The 20,932-nt window shown below is 72.8% G+C and carries 16 protein-coding genes and 1 tRNA gene; 15 read left to right on the forward strand and 2 right to left on the reverse strand.

Annotation, left to right across the window (positions count from 1 at the left end; all coding sequences use genetic code 11):
- The first annotated feature begins 123 nt into the window (after positions 1–123).
- Together ACWCYO_RS08625 and ACWCYO_RS08630 are read left to right on the forward strand one after the other, a co-directional pair.
- On the forward strand, positions 124–1,389 hold the full coding sequence (locus ACWCYO_RS08625) for a serine/threonine-protein kinase (protein WP_449783812.1): 1,266 nt from the start codon (positions 124–126) through the stop codon (positions 1,387–1,389).
- A gap of 209 nt (positions 1,390–1,598) precedes the next feature.
- Positions 1,599–2,450: a fumarylacetoacetate hydrolase family protein gene (locus tag ACWCYO_RS08630; RefSeq protein ID WP_449783813.1), complete on the forward strand. Its 852-nt coding sequence runs from the start codon at positions 1,599–1,601 to the stop codon at positions 2,448–2,450.
- Between the two features lie 40 nt (positions 2,451–2,490).
- Here the strand turns inward: ACWCYO_RS08630 and ACWCYO_RS08635 are convergent, their stop codons facing one another.
- Positions 2,491–3,246, reverse strand: coding sequence for a TetR/AcrR family transcriptional regulator (locus ACWCYO_RS08635; RefSeq protein WP_449783814.1), 756 nt, complete (start codon positions 3,244–3,246; stop codon positions 2,491–2,493).
- Positions 3,247–3,444: 198 nt separating this feature from the next.
- Between ACWCYO_RS08635 and ACWCYO_RS08640 the strand changes: the two genes are divergently transcribed.
- From ACWCYO_RS08640 to ACWCYO_RS08650, 3 genes are all read left to right on the forward strand, one after another.
- Entirely contained in the window at positions 3,445–5,151 is a 1,707-nt protein-coding gene (locus tag ACWCYO_RS08640) for a DUF885 domain-containing protein (protein ID WP_270144056.1), read from the forward strand.
- A 211-nt stretch (positions 5,152–5,362) separates the two neighbouring features.
- A complete protein-coding gene (locus ACWCYO_RS08645; RefSeq protein ID WP_449783815.1) occupies positions 5,363–6,295 on the forward strand; it encodes a carbohydrate kinase family protein in 933 nt (310 codons plus the stop codon).
- A gap of 108 nt (positions 6,296–6,403) precedes the next feature.
- Entirely contained in the window at positions 6,404–7,396 is a 993-nt protein-coding gene (locus ACWCYO_RS08650; protein WP_449783816.1) for a trypsin-like serine peptidase, read from the forward strand.
- Positions 7,397–7,662: 266 nt separating this feature from the next.
- Here the strand turns inward: ACWCYO_RS08650 and ACWCYO_RS08655 are convergent.
- Positions 7,663–7,734 (reverse strand) — tRNA-Arg (locus ACWCYO_RS08655).
- 180 nt (positions 7,735–7,914) lie between these two features.
- Here ACWCYO_RS08655 and ACWCYO_RS08660 point away from each other — a divergent pair.
- The 10 genes from ACWCYO_RS08660 to prfA all read left to right on the forward strand — a co-directional run bounded on the left by ACWCYO_RS08660 (position 7,915) and on the right by prfA (position 20,929).
- Positions 7,915–8,334, forward strand: a complete 420-nt coding sequence (locus tag ACWCYO_RS08660; RefSeq protein ID WP_405000805.1) for a response regulator — start codon at positions 7,915–7,917, stop codon at positions 8,332–8,334.
- A 94-nt stretch (positions 8,335–8,428) separates the two neighbouring features.
- Positions 8,429–10,090: an arginine--tRNA ligase gene (argS, locus tag ACWCYO_RS08665; protein WP_449783817.1), complete on the forward strand. Its 1,662-nt coding sequence runs from the start codon at positions 8,429–8,431 to the stop codon at positions 10,088–10,090.
- Positions 10,091–10,184: 94 nt separating this feature from the next.
- Positions 10,185–11,576, forward strand: a complete 1,392-nt coding sequence (gene lysA, locus ACWCYO_RS08670; RefSeq protein WP_449783818.1) for a diaminopimelate decarboxylase — start codon at positions 10,185–10,187, stop codon at positions 11,574–11,576.
- Between the two features lie 137 nt (positions 11,577–11,713).
- Positions 11,714–13,006 carry a homoserine dehydrogenase gene (locus ACWCYO_RS08675; protein ID WP_270144045.1) on the forward strand — a complete coding sequence of 431 codons (1,293 nt, stop codon included), beginning with the start codon at positions 11,714–11,716 and terminating at the stop codon, positions 13,004–13,006.
- 10 nt (positions 13,007–13,016) lie between these two features.
- Positions 13,017–14,114 (forward strand): threonine synthase, encoded by a 1,098-nt coding sequence (gene thrC, locus ACWCYO_RS08680; protein WP_270144044.1) that lies wholly within the window; start codon positions 13,017–13,019, stop codon positions 14,112–14,114.
- Positions 14,115–14,481: 367 nt separating this feature from the next.
- Complete coding sequence (gene thrB, locus ACWCYO_RS08685) at positions 14,482–15,420, forward strand: homoserine kinase (protein ID WP_449783819.1); 939 nt, start codon at positions 14,482–14,484, stop codon at positions 15,418–15,420.
- Positions 15,421–15,998: 578 nt separating this feature from the next.
- On the forward strand, positions 15,999–18,077 hold the full coding sequence (gene rho, locus ACWCYO_RS08690; RefSeq protein WP_270144040.1) for a transcription termination factor Rho: 2,079 nt from the start codon (positions 15,999–16,001) through the stop codon (positions 18,075–18,077).
- A 139-nt stretch (positions 18,078–18,216) separates the two neighbouring features.
- Complete coding sequence (locus ACWCYO_RS08695) at positions 18,217–19,329, forward strand: LCP family protein (protein ID WP_449783820.1); 1,113 nt, start codon at positions 18,217–18,219, stop codon at positions 19,327–19,329.
- Between the two features lie 151 nt (positions 19,330–19,480).
- A complete protein-coding gene (gene rpmE / locus ACWCYO_RS08700; RefSeq protein WP_030235761.1) occupies positions 19,481–19,702 on the forward strand; it encodes a 50S ribosomal protein L31 in 222 nt (73 codons plus the stop codon).
- A 150-nt stretch (positions 19,703–19,852) separates the two neighbouring features.
- Complete coding sequence (gene prfA, locus ACWCYO_RS08705) at positions 19,853–20,929, forward strand: peptide chain release factor 1 (protein WP_449783821.1); 1,077 nt, start codon at positions 19,853–19,855, stop codon at positions 20,927–20,929.
- The last annotated feature ends 3 nt before the right edge of the window (positions 20,930–20,932 follow it).

The following is a 20,932-nucleotide window of genomic DNA, read 5'->3' on the forward strand; positions in this document are numbered from 1 at the left end:
CCGGCCCGAGTCGTAGAACAGGCCCTGTTTCGTTCACCCGTTCGTCCCCGCCCGCCGCTATGGTGACCCCTCCGACCCTCCGGCGGCGAACGCCGCACGGCCGCGGTCGAGTTGGGGGAGGGCATGCACAAGGGCGAGGTGCTCGGCGGTCGCTTCCGGCTGGACGAGTGGCTGGGCAAGGGCGGCTTCGGCGTGGTCTGGCGGGCGACCGACACCGTGCTGGACCGGCCGGTCGCGGTGAAGCTGCTGCTGGCCGAGCACGCCGCCGACCGGGAGGCCGTCGGGCGGTTCGTCCGCGAGGCCAAGCTGGCCGGCAACCTGTCCCACCCGCACATCGTGACGGTGCACGACTACGGCCGGGTCACCGACACCACCGGGGAGATCCACTACCTGGTGATGGAACTGGTCCGCGGCCGCCCGCTCGCCGCCGTCCTCAAGGCCGGCCTGCCCGACCACGGGCGCGCGCTCGGCTGGATGGCGCAGGTCTGCGAGGCGTTGGACGCCGCGCACCGCAGCGGGGTCGTGCACCGGGACATCAAGCCCGAGAACGTGATGATCACGGACGGCGGGGACCGCGCCAAGGTGCTGGACTTCGGCATTGCCCGGCTGCTCACCCAGTCCACCGGGCTCACCTCGACCGGCAACGTGGTCGGCACCGTCCCGTACCTGGCGCCCGAGTGCTGGTCCGGCGGCACCGTGGACGGCCGGGCCGACCTCTACGCCTTCGGCGTGATGCTGTACGAGGTCAGCACCGGCCGGCGGCCGTTCCGCGCCGACTCGCCGTACGAGTACATGCACAAGCACATGGAGGAGACCCCGCCCCGAGTGCGCGGCAAGGACCCGGCGCTGGCCGAGCTGGTCGCCAGGCTGCTCGCCAAACGGCCCGCGGACCGCCCGGCCGACGCCGCCGAGGTGCTGGAGCGGCTGCGCCGGATCCGGCCCGGGATGCTGCGGCCGGACGACCCCAGCCCGGAGCAGCTGCGCCGCCGGGCGGACCTGGCCTGGCAGCACGGCGTCGAGGGCCGGGCCGGGGAGGCCGTGGACATCCTGGCGCAGCTGGTGCCCGACTTCGCCCGGATCTGCGGCCCGGCCGACCCGCGCACCCTGCGCACCTGCCACGACCTGGCCCTCTGGCTGGCCCGGGACGGCAGTCGGGGCACCGCCGTCGCGCTGCTGGAGGCACTGACCGAGGAGCCGGGCGCCGCCCCGGAGGCCCGGGCCGACCTGCGGCGCGACCTCGCGCACTGGCGCCGGGAGGCCGCCCGGCTCGGCCCGGGCCCGGCGCGGACGGCGCTGAGCGCCCGGGTACTGCTCGGCGGAAGCGGAAGCGGAGGCGAAAGCGGGGGCGGGGGCGGAAGTAGCAGTGGCGGCGGCGCGCCGGGCCGCTGAGGCGCCCTTGGCGATCGGGTCGTGCGGGCGGGTGTCAACCGTGCGGGCCGCCGATTCGGGACCCCGCGCCATGGTGCGACTTGATGGGAATCCGCCCATCGGGACGGTCTGGTCCACCGGCCCGGGCCGTTGATATACCTCGTTGCCAGACTCGGGAGCGGTGTCCGCGCCGCCCCGGTGAGCTGCGACGAAAGGCTGGTGACGGATCGATGAAGCTCCTCCGCGTCGGACCCCCGGGCGCCGAGCGCCCGGTCGTGCTGGGCGAGGACGGCACCGCGTACGACCTCTCCGGGCGGGCCCGCGACCTCGACAAGGCCTTCCTGGCCGGGCTGGACACCGCCGCGCTGGCCCGCGAGGTGGCGGCCGGCGTGCTGCCGGTGGTGGACCTGGACGGCCTGCGGGTGGGTGCGCCGGTGGCCCGGCCGGGCAAGGTGGTCGGCATCGGGCTCAACTACCGCGACCACGCGGAGGAGGCCGGGGCCGCGATCCCGGCCGAGCCGGTGATCTTCCTCAAGCCGAGCTCCACCGTGGTCGGCCCGTACGACGAGGTCCTGGTGCCGCGCGGCGGCGAGAAGACCGACTACGAGGCCGAGCTGGCCATCGTGATCGGCCGCACCGCCCGCTACCTGGACTCGCACGCCGAGGCCGCCGGGGTGATCGCCGGCTACACGATCGCCAACGACGTCACCGAGCGGGCCTTCCAGTTCGAGCGCGGCGGCCAGTGGGACAAGGGCAAGTCGGCGGAGACCTTCACCCCGCTCGGGCCCTGGCTGGTCACCGCCGACGAGGTGGCCGACCCGCAGGCGCTGGAGCTGCGGCTCTGGGTCAACGGCGAGCAGCGGCAGCACGGCAACTCCGCGGAGATGATCTTCCCGGTGCTCGAACTCGTCCGCTACACGAGCCAGTTCATGGTGCTGGAGCCCGGCGACGTGATCGTCACCGGCACCCCGGCCGGGGTCACCCTGGGCCGTCCCGGCACGCCCTTCCTCGCCCCGGGCGATGTCGTCGAGATCGAGATCGACGGCCTCGGCCGCCAGTGCCAGGTGCTCGGCAAGGCGTAGTCGCCGGCCGCCCCGACCCTTGGCACGGGGGTCGGGAACGCTAGGGCGTACCGAGCACCGCCCGCAGCCGCTCGGCGCGTTCCGCCCGCGGACCCTCGAGCGCGAGCAGCCCCGCCAACACCTCCGCCGTCTGCGGATCGTGCAGCGCCGTCGCCGCCGCCATCGCCGTGAACTGGTCCACCAGCCAGTCCCGCAGCCCGTCCACCGGCAGCGTGCGCCCCTCGTCCAGCCAGCTCAGTGACGCCCCCTCGACCACCGCGATCCACGAGCGCACCAGCAGCGTCAGCCGCGGCCCGGCCTCCCGCACCCCCAGGTGCCGCAGGGTCCGCTTGAGCGCCGCCCGCCGGACGTCGTCCACGATCGCCGAGGTCCGGGCCGTCTCCACCACCGAACCGCCGCGCAGCAGCGCCGAGTAGCCCGCGTCGTGCTCGGCCACGAAGGCGAAGTAGCCGTCCAGCGCGGCCGCCAGCTGCTCGGACGGCGTCCCGGTCAGCGGCACGGCGAACCGGCTGGTCAGCTCGTCCGCCGCGGTGCGCAGCGCGGCCTCGTACAACTGCTGCTTGCCGCCCGCGAAGTAGCGGTAGACCAGGGGCCGGGAGGCGTCGGCGGCCTCGGCGACGTCGTCCAGGCTGACCTCCTCCGGCGGCCGGTGCGCGAACAGCTCCAGGGCGACGGCGATCAGCTGTTCGCGCCGCTGTTCGACCGACAGCCGGCGGTAGCCGGCGCGGCGCGGGCGCGGCTCGGGGGCGGCCGGGGCGGGCACCGGTCCGGTTGCCGTGGTGGGGCGGGCTTCCATGGAGCCTCAGCGTAATGGTCGTCGGACCGATCGGGGCCGGTCGGGCGCGGGATCCTTCCGAACGGGTGTTTGCGCCGCCACGGTGCCGAAACGGTGTCACCACCGCGGCCCGACCCCGCGTCAGATCCCCGCCCGCAGCAGGTCAACGGTCGATGACGGAGGGCTTGCAATCGGCCCCGGCGACGCGATGATGTCCGGATGGCTGAAGAACTGATCAACTCCGACGGCGACACCCCCCGCCGCATCGCCGACGGTTACGTCCAGGCCCTGGCCGACCTCGACCCGCTGACCGCCGTCTACCTCGGCCTCAACCCCGAGGACGACCGGCTGCCCGACCTGTCCCCGGCCGGGGCCGAGGCGGTCGCCGATCTCGCCCGCCGCACCCTGGCCCGGCTGGACGAGGCCGAGCGGGCGGGCGCCGCCGACGACGAGGCCGAGCGCCGCTGCGCCCGGCTGCTGCGGGAGCGGCTGACCGCCGAACTCGCCGTCCACGACGCCGGGGAGAGCTACCGCGCGGTGCGCAACCTGGGCTCCCCGGTGCACAACACCCGGGAGGCCTTCACCCTGATGGCCACCGGCACCGAGGCCGAGTGGCGGCTGATCGGCCGCCGGCTGGCCCGTTTCCCGCTGGCGTTGGAGCAGTACCGGCGGACCCTGGCCGAGGGCATCGAGCGCGGTCTGCTGTCCGGCCCGCGCCAGGTGGAGACGGTGGTCGGTCAGTTCGGCGAGTGGCTGGCGGGGGAGATGCCCGGCGGCTGGTTCGGCGAGTTCGTCAAGGACGCTCCGGAGGGCGTGCGCGCCGAGCTGTCCGAGCACGCGGTGGCCGCCGCCGAGGCACTGGCCGCGCTGCGCGACTGGATGCGCGACGTGTACGCCCCGGCCGCCGCAGGGACCCCGGACACCGCCGGCCGGGAGCGCTACGGCCGCTGGGTGCGCTACTGGACGGGTGCCGACCTGGACCTGGACGAGGCGTACGCATGGGCCTGGAGCGAGTTCCACGACCTGCTCGCGCAGATGGAGGCCGAGGCCGAGAAGGTCCGCCCGGGCGCCGGCCCGATGGCGGCGATGAAGTGGCTGGAGACGGACGGCCCGGCGATCGAGGGCGCCGAGGCCGCCCGGGAGTACCTGCAGGGCCTGATGGACCAGGCCGTCCGGGACCTCCAGGGCACCCACTTCGACCTGGCCGAGCCGGTCACCCGGGTCGAGTCGCGGATCGCCCCGCCCGGCAGCGCCGCCGCGCCGTACTACACCCAGCCCGCGCTGGACTTCAGCCGCCCCGGGCGGACCTGGCTGCCGGTGCTCGGCGAGGAGCGCTTCCCGGTCTGGGACCTGGTCTCGACCTGGTACCACGAGGGCGTCCCGGGCCACCACCTGCAGCTCGCGCAGTGGGTGTACGTCGCCGACCGGCTCTCCAGCTACCAGGTGAGCCTCGGCGGGGTGAGCGCCAACCTGGAGGGCTGGGCGCTGTACGCCGAGCGTCTGATGGACGAGCTCGGCTACCTCACCGACCCCGGTCACCGCCTGGGCTTCCTCAACGCCCAGATGATGCGGGCGCTGCGGGTCATCGTGGACATCGGCATGCACGTCGGCCTGGACTTCCCGGCGGACTCCCCGTACCGGCCGGGTGAGCCGGTGAGCCCGGAGCACGCGCGGGAGTTCTTCGGCCGCTACTGCGGGCTGTCCGCCGACTTCCTGGACAGCGAGCTGGTCCGCTACCTGGGCCTGCCGGGCCAGGCGATCGGCTACAAGCTGGGCGAGCGCGCCTGGCTGCGCGGCCGGGCGGCGGCGCGGGCGGCGCACGAGGCGCGCGGCGAGGAGTTCGACCTCAAGGCCTGGCACATGGCGGCGCTCTCGCAGGGCTCGCTGGGGCTGGACGACCTGGTCGCGGAGCTGTCGGCGCTCTGAGGGCGGTAGGGCGCTCGAAGGACCAGGGCCCCGGGACTCGTCGTGAGCCCGGGGCCTGGTCCGGGCCGCCGACGTCCGTGCGGAGGCGGGGGCGGAGCGGCCAACGCCCGACTGACGGCGGGTGATTGAAACTTTGCAGCAAGGCCTTGCAGCCAACCTCCGGCGCCTGCTTGACTCCTGGCCACCGTCCGGGGATCAAGGAGGCGCCGTCGTGCCGCAGCAGTCCGAGCAGCAGCAGTCCGAGTCAGCGGAGTTCGACCTGCTCGTGGTGGGCGGTGTGGGCGTGGACACCGTCGTCCGGGTCGAGCGGCTGGAGATCCCGCCCGGTGACTCGCGGTTCGTCGAGCCGGTGCGCGACTACGTCGGCCACACCGGCAACGGCGTGGCCCTCGGCGCCCATCACCTCGGCCTGCGCACCGCCCTCCTGGACTTCCTCGGCGACGACCCCCAGGGCGAGCTGGTCCGCACCGCCTACCGCCGCCACGGACTGCACTTCGCCCACCTGGTCAGCCCGTACGGCACCCCGCGCGGGGTCAACCTGGTGGACGCGGACGGCCGCCGGTTCTCCTTCTTCGACGGCCGCCACCCCGCCGGCCTTCGGCTGCCGCGCGAGTTCCACCTCCCGTACGTCGAGCGCAGCCGGCACGTCCACCTCTCGATCACCGGCGTCAACCGGGACATGTACGGCGACCTCCACCGGCTCGGTCGCACCACCTCCACCGACCTGCACGACTGGGACGGCGAGAACCCGCACCACCGCGACTACGCGCTCGGCTCCGACCTGGTGTTCCTCTCGGTGGCCGGCTGCCGCGGCCGGCACGAGCAGGTGATGCGCGCGATCCTCGCCGAGGGCCGCGCCACCGTGGTCGTCGCCACCGCGGGCGCCGAGGGCTGCCACCTGCTCACCCGCGAGGACGGCGTCCTGCGCCAGCTGCCCGCCGTCGACCCGGGCCGCCCGGTGGTGGACACCAACGGCGCCGGGGACGCCTTCGTCACCGGTTTCCTGTACGCCTGGTTCCGCGGCCACCCGCCGCTGGACTGCGCCCGGGCCGGTTCGGCCGCCGGGGCGTTCGCCTGCACCACCGCCGGGACGCACACCGCCTTCATCGAGGCGTCCGCTTTGGATACGCTCCTGGGTCGGTGACCGTTTTCTCATCGAGATCCAAGCCTGACGCAACAAACTTTCCAGGCTGAGGCGTCATAGTCATTGACCGAACCAGACGCCATCGACCACTGCAGGAGAGAGACAGGCATGGGTCAGCACCGCCGCCAGAGGTCGCGCCGCCACCGTCTGCTGGCCCCTTCGCTGTTCACCGCGCTGTCCGCCGTCGTGGTGGCCGCGGTGGTGGCCGGGACGCACGGGTTCGACCTGTCCGACGCCACGGCCGCCGGGAAGGAGGCCCGCAGCGCCCGGGCCGTCGCGCCCGCCCCGGCCGCCACCACGGCGGCGCCCGCCTCGCCCGGCCCGGCCGCGGACACCACCCCGAGCGGCAGCCCGACTCCGACCGCCGCGCCGCCCCCGACCGCCTCGCCGACCCCCGCGGACAGTCCGTCGGCCACTGCCGCCGCCGCCCCCGACCTGCACAACGTCGCTCTGGGGACGACCGCCCCCGCCCCCGCCGACAACCGGGAGACCGCCACCGTCGGCGCCCTGTTCAGTGGCTCGGTCGCGGCCGGCAACCACTTCTGCACCGCCAGCGTGCTGCACAGCGACACCGGCAACCTGCTGCTGACCGCCGCGCACTGCCTCACCAGCACCGACGGCGTGACCTTCGTCCCCGGCTACCGGGACGGCTCCGCCCCGTACGGCACCTGGCGGGTGACGGCGATCCACACCGCCGCCGGCTGGTCCCAGAAGGGCGACGTGGACGAGGACTTCGCGATCCTGGAGACCGCCCCCAGCAACGGCCGCAAGGTCGAGGACGTGGTCGGCGGCAACCGGCTGGGCACCGACGAGCCCTTCGGCGCCACCGTCCGGCTCTACGGCTACCCGGCCGACGCCGAGGTGCCCAGCCTCTGCACCAACACCACCGCCCAGCAGAGCGCCTACCAGCGCGTCATCCGGTGCCCGTCCTACCCGAGCGGCACCAGCGGCGGCCCGTGGATCGACACCGCCACCGGCGACGTGGTCGGCACCATCGGCGGCTACCAGCAGGGCGGCGACACCGACGACACCTCGTACGGCGCCTACTTCGACCACACCATCGCCGACCTGTACACCCAGGCCGAGGCCGCCGCCTCCTGAGCCGCCCGGCCCGACCGCCCCCGCCCGGGCACTCGCCCCCTCGCCTCCGGACCGCTCCGACCCGGTGCCGACACTCTCCCCCGGCCTGGCGGCTGGGAGGTGCCCCCACGCTCCGGCGCTCCTTCGTCGCTGGTCGCTCGTCCCTTTCGGCACCGGCGCGGCCTTCGGCCCGGGCGGGGCCGCCGAACCGCCCTCGGAACATGACGAAGGCCCAGATCTGTGGATCAACTCCACTGATCTGGGCCTCAGTTGCACTCCCTGCGAAGTGCCCCCGGTAGGATTCGAACCTACGCACCCGCCTCCGGAGGGCGGTGCTCTATCCCCTGAGCTACGGGGGCCTACTGGCCTGTCGGCCGCTCGCGCGTTCCGACGTGATGAACACTACCAGGCTTCGAGGGCGGTCCGTGCACGGGTTTCCGGAAAGATCGTCCGGGCGGCCCCGGAGGCCCGGTGGGCGGAAGTGCCCAAAGGCCGGACGGGGCGGCGGGGCCGCCGATACCCTCGGTGAGGTGTCGGGAGTGTCCGGGCGGGTCCTCGTGGTGGACGACAGCGAGGTGATCCGCCAGCTGATCAGGGTCAACCTCGAGCTGGAGGGCTTTGAGGTGGTGACCGCCGCCGACGGCGCCGAGTGCCTGGAGGTCATCCGCCGGGTGAAGCCCGACGTGGTGACGCTGGACGTGGTGATGCCCCGGCTGGACGGCCTGCGGACGGCGGCCCGGCTGCGCGCGACTCCGGACACCCGTGGACTGCCGATCGCGATCGTGAGCGCCTGCACTCCGGCGGACCTCGACCTGGGGGAGACGGTCGGCGTGGACGGCTACCTCGGCAAGCCCTTCGACCCCGCCGACCTGGTGGCCCTGGTCCGCCGCCTGATGCGGGCCGGCGAACGGCCCGGCGGATTTCGCCCTGAGCGAACAGAGCGGACGGATCGCGGCTGAGACCCCCGAGTGGACGGCGCGGCGGCCCCTCCGGGTGTCTCAACCGGCAAACCGGGTGGCGGGCGGGTACCCCGTCTCGCCTACGCTTGGCGTCGTGACCCCCGCAGACCTTTCCCAGGCAATCCAGGCCGCAGTGAGCTCCGCCGTCGAGGCGGGCGAGCTGGCCGTCGCCGTGCCCGAGCACGTGACGGTCGAGCGGCCCAAGAACCGGGACCACGGCGACTACGCGACGAACGTGGCCCTCCAGCTCGCCAAGGCGGCCGGCAAGCCGCCGCGAGCCGTTGCCGAGGTGCTGGCCGACCGCCTGCGAGGGATCACCGGCGTCGCCGAGGTCGACATCGCCGGTCCGGGCTTCCTGAACATCACCCTGGACACCGCCACCGCCGGCGCGCTCGCCCGCACCATCGTCGAGGCGGGGGAGGCCTACGGCCGCAACGAGGCGCTCAAGGGCCTGCGGATCAACCTGGAGTTCGTCTCCGCCAACCCGACCGGCCCGATCCACATCGGCGGCGTCCGCTGGGCCGCGGTCGGCGACTCGCTGGCGCGCGTGCTGCGGGCCTCCGGCGCCGACGTCACCACCGAGTACTACCTCAACGACGCCGGCGTGCAGATCACCAAGTTCGCCGCCTCCCTGCAGGCCGCCGCGAACGGCCGCGAGGTGCCCGAGGGCGGCTACGTCGGCGAGTACATCGTCGACATCGCCAAGACCCTCACCGACGCGATCCCGGGCGTGCTCGACCTGCCCGAGGCCGAGCAGCTGGAGGTCTTCCGCACCGAGGGCCTCAAGCTCATGGTGGCCGAGATCAAGCGCTCGATGGACGAGTTCGGCACCCACTTCGACGTGTGGTTCTCGGAGAAGACGCTGCACGACTCCGGCGCCGTCGAGAAGGCCATCGACCGGCTGCGCGAGCAGGGCCACGTCTTCGAGCAGGACGGCGCGGTCTTCCTGCGCACCACCGACTTCGGTGACGACAAGGACCGCGTCCTGATCAAGGCCGACGGCGACAAGACCTACTTCGCCGCCGACGCCGCGTACTACCTGTCCAAGCGGGACCGCGGCGCCGAGGTCGCGCTCTACATGCTGGGCGCCGACCACCACGGCTACGTCAACCGTCTCAAGGCCATCGCGGCCTGCGCGGGCGACGACATGAACCGCAACATCGAGGTGAGGATCGGCCAGTTCGTGAAGATGCTTCGCGACGGCGAAGAGGTCCGCATGTCCAAGCGGGCCGGCAACATCATCACGATCGACGACGTGGTCGAGTGGATCGGCGTCGACGCCGCCCGCTACACCCTGGCGCGCTCCTCCACGGACTCCACGATCACGCTGGACATCAACATCCTGACCAGCCAGACCAACGAGAACCGGGTCTACTACGTCCAGTACGCCCACTCGCGGATGTGCGCGGTCCAGCGCAACGCCGACGAGCAGGGCATCACGCGCGGTGCGGCCGAGGGCTTCAAACCGGAGCTGCTGGCCACCGAGTGGGAGTCCGACCTGCTCGGCCACCTCGGCGAGTTCCCGCGCGTGCTGGCCGCGGCCGGCGAGCTGCGCGAGCCGCACCGGGTCGCCGTGTACCTGGAGGACCTGGCCGCCAAGTACCACCGCTTCTACGACAACTGCCGCATCCTGCCCCGGGGCGACGAGGAGGTCACGGACCTCACGCGCGCCCGCCTCTGGCTGGCCGACGCCACGCGCACGGTCATCGCCAACGGCCTCACGCTCCTGGGCGTGACGGCGCCCGAGCGGATGTAGGCACCACCCCCCCCAAGCGCACCAGCGGGGGCGGCTGACGGTCAACGGCGACCGTCGCCGCCCCTCGCCATAGGTCTCGAAGGACACTGAGAGCATGAGTCGCTCCGCACACCCCGCAGGTCCCCGCCACGGCGACGTCCTGCCCGAGGGCCACTACCAGGCCCCGCCGGCCGACCTGAACGCGCTCGACCCCAAGGTGTGGTCGCGCACCGTCGCCCGCGACGCCGAGGGCGTGGCCACCGTCGGCGGGATCGACGTCAAGCGGCTGGCGGCCGAGTTCGGCACCCCGGCCTACGTGCTGGACGAGGACGACTTCCGCACCCGGGCCCGCGCCTGGCGGGACGCCTTCGGCGCCGACGCGGACGTCTACTACGCCGGAAAGGCCTTCCTCTCCAAGGCGATCGTCCGCTGGCTGCACGAGGAGGGCCTCAACCTCGACGTGTGCAGCGTCGGCGAGTTGGCGGTGGCACTGGCCGCCGGGATGCCGCCGAAGCGGATCGCGCTGCACGGCAACAACAAGTCGGTGGACGAGCTCGAGCACGCGGTGAAGACCGGTGTCGGGCACATCGTGGTCGACTCCTACGAGGAGATCGAGCGCCTGGCGGCGATCGCCGCCCGCCAGGGCGTGCGCCAGCCGGTGCTGATCCGGATCACCGTCGGCGTCGAGGCGCACACCCACGAGTTCATCGCCACGGCGCACGAGGACCAGAAGTTCGGCCTGTCGCTGAACGGCGGGGCCGCCGCCGAGGGGGTGCGCCGGGTGCTCGGCCACGACAGCCTGGAGCTGCGCGGCATCCACTCGCACATCGGCTCGCAGATCTTCGACATGGCCGGCTTCGAGGTGGCGGCCCGCCGGGTGGTCGGCCTGCTGGCCGGGATCCGGGACGAGCACGGCGTCGAGCTGCCCGAGATCGACCTCGGCGGCGGCCTCGGCATCGCGTACACCAGCGAGGACGACCCGCGGGAGCCTGCCGAGATCGCCGCCGCGCTGGCCGAGATCGTCCGCCGCGAGTGCGCCGCCGCGAACCTGAACGCCCCCCGGCTGAGCGTGGAGCCGGGCCGGGCGATCGTCGGCCCGACCGCGTTCACGCTGTACGAGGTCGGCACGGTCAAGCCGCTGGAGGGCCTGCGCACCTACGTCAGCGTGGACGGCGGGATGTCCGACAACATCCGCACCGCGCTGTACGACGCCGAGTACTCGGTGGCCCTGGTGTCACGCACCAGTGACGCCGAGCCGATGCTGGTCCGGGTGGTCGGCAAGCACTGCGAGTCCGGCGACATCGTGGTCCGGGACGCCTTCCTGCCGGCCGACCTGGCCCCGGGCGACCTGATCGCGGTGCCCGCCACCGGCGCCTACTGCCGCTCGATGGCGAGCAACTACAACCACGCCCTCAAGCCCCCCGTGCTCGCCGTCAGGGACGGTGCGGCGCGGGTGATCGTCCGGCGCGAGACGGAGGAGGATCTCCTGCGCCTGGATATCGGATGACGAAATTCTCGTCTCAGATCATGGAACGACCGTAGATCCGTCCGGAAAGTCCCCGAGACTGGTACGGACCGAAGTTTCCGGCAGGCCCCGAAAACCGCCGGAAATACCGAAGCACGAAGAATGCAGAGCGGAGTCGGATGATGCGTACGCGCCCGCTGAAGGTGGCGTTGCTGGGTTGTGGTGTGGTGGGCTCCGAGGTGGCGCGCATCATGACGACGACGGCCGACGACCTCGCCGCTCGCATCGGTGCCCCGGTCGAGCTCGCCGGGATCGCGGTCCGCCGGGCCGGCCGGGTGCGCCCCGGGGTGCCCGAGCACCTGATCACCACCGACGCCGAGGCCCTGGTGGGCCGGGGCGACATCGACGTCGTGGTCGAGGTGGTGGGTGGGATCGAGCCCTCCAAATCGCTGATCCTGTCCGCCTTCAAGCAGGGTGCCTCGGTGGTCAGCGCCAACAAGGCGCTGCTCGCCCAGGACGGCACCGAACTGCACGCGGCGGCCGCCGCGGCCGGCGTGGACCTGTACTACGAGGCCGCGGTGGCGGGCGCGATCCCGCTGCTGCGCCCGCTGCGCGAGTCCCTCGCCGGGGACGAGGTCAACCGGGTGCTGGGCATCGTCAACGGCACCACCAACTTCATCCTCGACAAGATGGACACCACCGGCGCCGGCTACTCGGAGGCGCTGGAGGAGGCCACCGCGCTCGGCTACGCCGAGGCCGACCCGACCGCCGACGTGGAGGGCTTCGACGCCGCCGCCAAGGCCGCGATCCTGGCCGGCATCGCCTTCCACACCAAGGTCACCGCGGCGGACGTCTACCGCGAGGGCATCACCGAGGTGACCGCCGCCGACATCGCCTCCGCCAAGGAGATGGGGTGCGTGGTCAAGCTGCTCGCGATCTGTGAGCGGGCCGCCGACGGCGAGTCCGTCACCGCGCGGGTCCACCCGGCGATGATCCCGCTCTCGCACCCGCTGGCCTCCGTCCGGGAGGCGTACAACGCGGTGTTCGTCGAGGCCGAGGCGGCCGGCCGGCTGATGTTCTACGGCCCGGGCGCGGGCGGCTCGCCGACCGCCTCCGCGGTGCTCGGCGACCTGGTCGCGGTCTGCCGCAACAAGCTGGCCGGGGCCACCGGTCCGGGCGACTCGGTGTACACCCGGCTGCCCGCCAAGCCGATGGACGAGGTGGTCACCCGCTACCACGTCAGCCTGGACGTGGACGACCGGGCGGGCGTGCTCGCCCAGGTCGCGTCCGTCTTCGCCGAGCACGGCGTCTCCATCGACACCGTGCGCCAGCAGGGCCGCGACGGCGACGCCTCGCTCGTCGTGGTCACCCACCGTGCCACCGACGCCGCGCTGTCGGCGACGGTCGACAAGCTCCGCGCGCTGGACAGCGTGCGGGACGTGGCCAGCATCATGCGGGTCGAAGGGGAATAAGGAACCAGCCATGAACGCCGTTGCCGAGAACGTCGTCCGAGGCGCGCACACCCACCAGTGGCGCGGCCTGATCGAGGAGTACCGGGACCGCCTGCCGGTCACCGCGGCCACCCCGGTGGTCACCCTGCTGGAGGGCGGCACGCCCCTGGTGCCCGCCCAGGTGCTCTCCGAGCGCACCGGGTGCGAGGTCTACCTCAAGGTCGAGGGCGCCAACCCGACCGGCTCCTTCAAGGACCGCGGGATGACGATGGCCATCTCCAAGGCCAAGGAGGAGGGCGCGCAGGCCGTCATCTGCGCGTCCACCGGCAACACCTCGGCCTCCGCCGCCGCGTACGCGGTGCGGGCCGGGATGGTCTCCGCGGTGCTCGTGCCCCAGGGCAAGATCGCGCTGGGCAAGATGGGCCAGGCGCTGGTGCACGGCGCGAAGATCCTGCAGGTCGACGGCAACTTCGACGACTGCCTGACGCTGGCCCGCGAACTGTCCGAGAAGTACCCGGTCGCCCTGGTCAACTCGGTGAACCCGGTGCGGATCGAGGGTCAGAAGACGGCGGCCTTCGAGATCGTCGACATGCTCGGCGACGCCCCGGACATCCACGTCCTGCCGGTCGGCAACGCGGGCAACATCACGGCGTACTGGAAGGGCTACCGGGAGTACGCGACCGACGGGATGGCCGCGCGCACCCCGCGGATGTGGGGCTTCCAGGCGGCCGGCTCGGCGCCGATCGTGGACGGCGCGCCCGTCCTCAAGCCGCAGACCATCGCCACCGCGATCCGGATCGGCAACCCGGCCTCCTGGGACTTCGCGCTCGCCGCGCGGGACGAGTCCGGCGGCCTCATCGACAAGGTGACGGACCGTCAGATCCTCGCCGCCTACCGGCTGTTGGCCGCGCAGGAGGGCGTCTTCGTGGAGCCCGCCTCGGCCGCCTCGGTGGCCGGTCTGCTGGCCAAGGCGGAGGCCGGCCTGGTCGACCCGGGCCAGCGGATCGTCTGCACGGTGACCGGCAACGGCCTCAAGGACCCGGACTGGGCGGTGGCCGGCGCGCCGCAGCCGCAGGTCGTCCCGGTCGACCCGGAGACGGCCGCCCGGCGGCTCGGACTGCTGGACTGACGACGGGGTCTGACGCTTCGACGGGCCGACCCTTTCGGGGGGCGGCCCGTCAAAGTTCTCCGCTGACTCTTTTGGTCAATTCCGCTGCGCATTCCGATCCGATTCCGCCCCTCTCCCTGACCGAGCGGGGTGTGCATTCCGGCCAGAACCGGCAACACACCAGATCGAAGGCCCACGGGGTGTACCACTGGGGAACCTCTCTTCGATACTCTGGGTTCGGCCGTGTGGCACATGCCCCGGGCCCGTCCTGGTACGGGCCGCGCCGACGACTGTGACCGCCAGGCCCGAGGGGCCCGCGGCCCTTTCCCCCACCCTCGCACCGACGACGCGCTCCGCGCCGCCCGATTTCCCCAGGAGAGTCCACCGCATGGCCGGTCCTGCGTTCCGTGCCGCCGCCGTCCGGGTCAGGGTTCCCGCGACCAGCGCCAACCTCGGCCCGGGCTTCGACGCCTTCGGGCTCGCGCTGGGTCTGTATGACGACGTGGTCGTCCGGGTCGCCGACTCCGGCCTCTCCGTCGACATCGCCGGCGAGGGCGCCGAGACGCTGCCCCGGGACGAGCGCCACCTGCTGGTCCGCTCGATGCGGGCCGCCTTCGACCGGCTCGGCGGCCAGCCGCGCGGCCTCGAAGTGGTCTGCGCCAACCGGATACCGCACGGCCGCGGCCTGGGCTCCTCCTCGGCCGCCATCTGCGCCGGCATCGTGGCCGCCCGCGCGGTCACCATCGGCGGACCGTCCGCGCTGGACGACGACGCGCTGCTGGCCCTCGCCTCCGAGCTGGAGGGCCACCCCGACAACGTCGCGGCCTGCCTGCGCGGCAACTTCACCATCGCCTGGACCGACGAGGAGTCGGCCAAGGCGGTCGCCCTGGAGCCCTCCGAGCAGGTCGTCCCGGTGGTGTTCGTCCCGGCCGGCGAGGTGCTCACCGAGACCGCCCGCGGCCTGCTGCCGAAGACCGTCCCGCTGGCCGACGCCGCCGTCAACGCGGGCCGGTCCGCGCTGCTGGTGGAGGCGTTGACCCGGCGGCCCGAGCTGCTCTTCGCCGCCACCGAGGACCGGCTGCACCAGGACTACCGCGCCTCCGCGATGCCGGACAGCGCCGCGCTGGTCGGCGCGCTGCGCGCGGAGGGCGTCCCCGCGGTCGTCTCCGGGGCCGGCCCGACCGTGCTGGCGCTCACCGACGAGGCGGGCGTCGACAAGGTGCTCTCCTTCGCCGGGCACCACGGCCACGGCGGCGACCCGGCGTTCGCCGCGCACCGGCTGGGCATCGACCGGACCGGGGCCACCGTGCTCCCGCTGGACGTCTGAGCAGCTCGTTCGGCCCTGCGGCGAGCCGGGCCGTCCGGACACGATTGGCAGGCCCGAGGTCGGGGAATGTCTGAGGGGGTCGGTAGTGTTAACCTCATTGCTGCACCAGGTGCCCTCCGGGGCTCGGTGCGCCGCGTCCCGATCCCAGCACTCCACGGCCGTGGAGTCGTGGCGATGTCCGGGGCGACGATTCTCCGGGAGCCCACCGCAGCGCGTACGCAGCCTGCCTGCGCGACATGCGGCCGCATCCCGAAGCCGTGACGGCACCTGACTCCCACCCGCGGCCTCCAACCTCGAGGCCAGGACGGGCGGAGCACGGGTCACCGTCACGCGACGGGGGCCCGGGATTCGCAGGCAGCGTGGGGGCAACGCCCTCTGGGGAGGTCGACACACGACCGGCCCACGCGCCACCTCAGCACCACCGTGCTTCATGCACCGCACCTCGCAGCTCTCCCTCGACGGGCTCCCGCCATTCGAGGGACCACCGCCTCGGACCGACGCAGTCGAGCGTTGGTCAGGACAGCACAACCGGTCGCCGAGCCAGACAGGCCGACGTCCGCTCCAGGGAAGGACCCTTAGTGAGCGACTCCACCGATCTGATGGGCGCGCGCCCGGACGCCGATGCGTCGGACGCGGCCGCCGCCGCCCCCGCCGCCCCGCGCCGCCGCCGCAGTGCCGCCGCGGGCCTGGACGGCATGGTCCTCGCCGAGCTGCAGAAGCTCGCCGCGGACCTGGGCATCACCGGTACCGGACGCCTGCGCAAGAGCCAGCTGATCGAGACCATCAAGGAGAAGAGCGGCGGGGACCCGCTGCTCGCCGCCGGTGGCGCCCCGGCCGCCAAGCGCACCGCCGCCAAGGCGGAGGCCGAGGCCCCCGCCGAGAAGCCGGCCCGCCGCAGCAAGGCCGCCGCCGCTGCCGCGGCGCCGACCGCCGAGGCCCAGATCGAGATCCCGGTCCAGGCCGCCGCCGAGACCGCCGCGCCCGCCCGGGCCGAGCGCACCCGCCGCCGCGCCACCTCGGCCGCCGGCGCCCCTACGGCTCCGGCCGCCGAGGCCGCCGGCGAGGCCGCCACCGTCGCGGTGGTCGAGCCCAAGCAGGCCGAGCGTCCGGCCGAGACCCGCGGCTTCGAGGGCCGCGAGGAGGGTCGCGAGACCCGTCGGGACCGCCGCGAGCGCCGTGACCGCCGCGACGCGGGCGAGCGCACCGAGCGCCAGGACGGCGCCGAGGCCCAGGCCGGGCAGGACGGCGAGGGGCGCGAGTCTCGTCGCGACCGCCGCAACCGCCGCGAGCGCGCCGACCGCCAGGGCGGCCAGCAGGGCCAGCAGCAGGGCCAGGGCGACGGCCAGCAGCGCCGCGAGGGCGGCCAGCAGGTCCAGCAGCCGCAGGCCCAGCAGGGCGGCTACGACGACGACGAGTTCGGCGAGGGCCGTCGGGGCCGTCGCGGCCGCTACCGGGACCGTCGGGGCCGTCGCGGCCGCGAGGGCTTCGAGACCGGTGCCGTCGAGCCGCAGATCGGCGAGGACGACGTCCTGATCCCGGTCGCGGGCATCCTCGACATCCTCGACAACTACGCGTTCGTGCGCACCTCCGGCTACCTGCCGGGCCAGAACGACGTCTACGTCTCGCTCGCCCAGGTCCGCAAGAACGGCCTGCGCAAGGGTGACGCCATCACCGGTGCGGTGCGCCAGCCGCGCGAGGGCGAGCGCCGCGAGAAGTTCAACGCCATGGTGCGGCTGGACTCCGTCAACGGCATGGACCCGGAGACCGGCCGCGGCCGCCCCGAGTTCAACAAGCTCACCCCGCTCTACCCGCAGGAGCGGCTGCGCCTGGAGACCGACCCGGGCGTGCTGACCACCCGGATCATCGACCTGGTGTCGCCGATCGGCAAGGGCCAGCGCGGTCTGATCGTGGCGCCGCCGAAGACCGGCAAGACCATGGTGCTGCAGGCGGTCGCCAACGCGATCACCCACAACAACCCCGAGTGCCACCTGATGGTCGTCCTGGTCGACGAGCGTCCGGAAGAGGTCACCGACATGCAGCGGTCGGTGAAGGGCGAGGTCATCTCCTCGACCTTCGACCGCCCGGCCGAGGACCACACCACCGTCGCCGAGCTGGCCATCGAGCGCGCCAAGCGCCTGGTGGAGCTGGGCCACGACGTGGTCATCCTGCTGGACTCGATCACCCGCCTGGGCCGCGCCTACAACCTGGCGGCGCCGGCCTCCGGCCGCATCCTGTCCGGTGGTGTCGACTCGACCGCGCTGTACCCGCCGAAGAAGTTCTTCGGTGCCGCGCGCAACATCGAGAACGGCGGCTCGCTGACCATCCTGGCCACCGCGCTGGTCGAGACCGGCTCGCGGATGGACGAGGTGATCTTCGAGGAGTTCAAGGGCACCGGCAACATGGAGCTCAAGCTCGACCGGAAGCTCTCGGACAAGCGCATCTTCCCGGCCGTCGACGTGGACGCCTCCAGCACCCGCAAGGAGGAGATCCTGCTCGGCAACGAGGAGTTGGCCATCGTCTGGAAGCTGCGCCGGGTGCTGCACGCGCTCGACTCGCAGCAGGCGATCGAGCTGCTCCTGGACAAGATGAAGCAGACCAAGAGCAACGCCGAGTTCCTGATGCAGATCGCCAAGACCACCCCCGGCTCCGGCGACTGACCGTAGCCGCAGGGCTGATCGAGCACGGAACCCCGGATCGCGCGAGCGGTCCGGGGTTCCGCGCGTTCGGGGCCGTTTGTTCCAGAGTTGGGACAACTTGGGAGTTTTCGATCTTCTTGTCCGATTTACTCTGGACCGTATGGCCGAGCACAAGAGGGTCCCGAGTCGCCGCCGCAAGGTCCTGCTGGTGGCCGCCTGCGCGTTCGTCGCGCTCGTCGTCGTCGGTGCCGGGGCGGCCGGGTGGGCGTACCTGAAGCTGAACGGCAACATCAAGAGCGTCGACATCGACTCCCGCCTCGGCGACGCCCGGCCTCCGGCCGCCACCGACGGCTCGTTCAACATCCTGGTACTGGGCTCCGACTCACGGGCCGGCGCGAACGGCGACCTGGCCGGCGGGAGCACCGGTGACTCCGCCCGCTCCGACACCGCGATGGTGGTGCACGTCAGCCAGGACCACTCCCGGGCCTCGATCGTCTCGATCCCGCGCGACACCCTGGTCGACCGCCCGCAGTGCACGGACGGCGCCGGCAAGACCGTCCAGGCCGTCAAGCGCGCCATGTACAACAGCGCCTTCGAGACCGGCGGCGCGGCCTGCGCGGTCAAGACCACCGAGCAGCTCACCGGGCTGCGGATGGACCACTACCTGCAGGTGGACTTCGCCGGCTTCGCCCGGGTCGTGGACGCGATAGGCGGGGCCACCGTGACCACCACGGTGGCCATCCACGACAAGGACAGCGGGCTCGACCTGCCGGCCGGGCAGCACCACCTCGACGGGCAGCAGGCGCTGGCCTTCGTGCGCACCCGGCACGGCGTCGGCGACGGCAGCGACCTCGGCCGGATCGAGCTGCAGAAGCAGATGGTCAAGTCGCTGCTCCAGCAGGCCGGTGGGATCGGGCTGTTCTCCGACCCGGTCAAGCTGTGGTCGATCGGCGACACCATGACCAGGAGCATCACCACCGACTCCGCGCTCGGCTCGGTGAACTCCCTGGTGGGGCTGGCGCAGGAGCTCAAGGGGATCGGGCCGGACCGGCTGACCATGGTCACCCTGCCGGTGATGACCGCCCCCGCCGACCCCAACCGGGTGGTCGAGCAGCAGCCGCAGGCCGGGACCGTCTGGGCGGCGCTCAGGGCCGACCAGCCGGTCCCGCGGTCGGTCGTCTCCGCCCAGCCGGAGAACCCCGCCCAGGCGGCCCCCACCGCGTCCCCGAAGGCCACCGAGAAGGCCACCGGGAAGGCCGACGCCGTACGGTGAGACGGCGCCCGGAATATCCCCCGGAATAAGCCGCAGCCGGACCCGGTTTGGGAAGATGCGGCCGGTCCTGGCAGACTGGACCGTCGGTCCCGGTTCACGTGCGGCACTCCAGCCGCCGACCCGGTGCCCTCCCGAACTATAGGAGAACCCCTTGAAGTCCAACGTTCACCCGGAGTACGTGGTCACCCGCGTGACCTGCACCTGCGGCGCCGAGTTCACCACCCGCTCGACCGAGACCAGCGGCGAGATCCGCGCCGAGGTCTGCTCGCAGTGCCACCCGTTCTACACCGGCAAGCAGAAGATCCTCGACACCGGTGGCCGCGTCGCCCGCTTCGAGGCCCGCTTCGGCAAGCAGCACAGCGCGAAGGCCTAGCGCTCCCTCGGCGCCGGTTCCCGGTGCCCCCGTACTCGTTGTCGGGGGCGCTGGGAACCGGCGCCGTTCGCGTCCCAGCGCGCGTTCCGCGGCTCCACCGCTCCGTCCCCCCGCACACACGTTCCGATTCCCCGGGAAGAAGGCCACCCCATGTTCGAGGCAGTCGAAGAGCTCCTCGTCGAGCACGCCGACCTCGAGACGAGGCTGGCCGACCCGTCCGTCCACGCCGACCAGGCCAACGCCCGCAGGCTGGCCAAGCGGTACGCCGAGCTGACCCCGATCACCCGGGTCTACCGGCAGTGGCGACAGGCCGGCGAGGACATCGAGGCCGCGCGCGAACTCGCCGCCGAGGACCCGGAGTTCATCTCCGAGGTGAAGGACTCCGAGGCGCGCCGCGACGAACTGACCGAAGAACTGCGGCTGCTGCTCGTCCCGCGCGACCCGAGTGACGACAAGGACGTCATCCTGGAGATCAAGGCGGGCGAGGGCGGCGAGGAGTCCGCGTTGTTCGCCGGCGACCTGCTCCGGATGTACCTGCGCTACGCCGAGCGGATCGGCTGGAAGACCGAGATCATCGACTCCAACGAGTCCGACCTCGGCGGCTACAAGGACGTCTCGGTGGCCGTCAAGACCAAGGGCAACGCCGAGCCCGGCCAGGGCGTCTGGGCCCGGCTGAAGTACGAGGGCGGCGTGCACCGCGTGCAGCGCGTCCCCGCCACCGAGTCGCAGGGCCGCATCCACACCTCCGCGGCGGGCGTGCTGGTCACCCCCGAGGCGGAGGAGGTCGAGGTCGAGATCCTCGCCAACGACCTGCGGATCGACGTCTACCGCTCCTCCGGCCCCGGCGGCCAGTCGGTCAACACCACCGACTCCGCGGTCCGGATCACCCACCTGCCGACCGGTATCGTGGCGTCCTGCCAGAACGAGAAGAGCCAGCTGCAGAACAAGGAGCAGGCGATGCGCATCCTGCGTTCGCGGCTGCTGGCCGCCGCGCAGGAGGAGGCCGAGCGCGAGGCCTCGGACGCGCGTCGCAGCCAGGTCCGTACGGTGGACCGCTCCGAGCGGATCCGGACGTACAACTACCCGGAGAACCGCATCTCGGACCACCGCACGGGGTTCAAGGCGTACAACCTGGACCAGGTCCTGGACGGCGAACTGAACGCGGTGATCCAGTCCTGCGTCGACAAGGACGCGGCGGCCAAGCTCGCCGCGGCCCAAGAGAACTGAGAC

The sequence above is a fragment of the Kitasatospora sp. NPDC001683 genome (assembly GCF_053596495.1).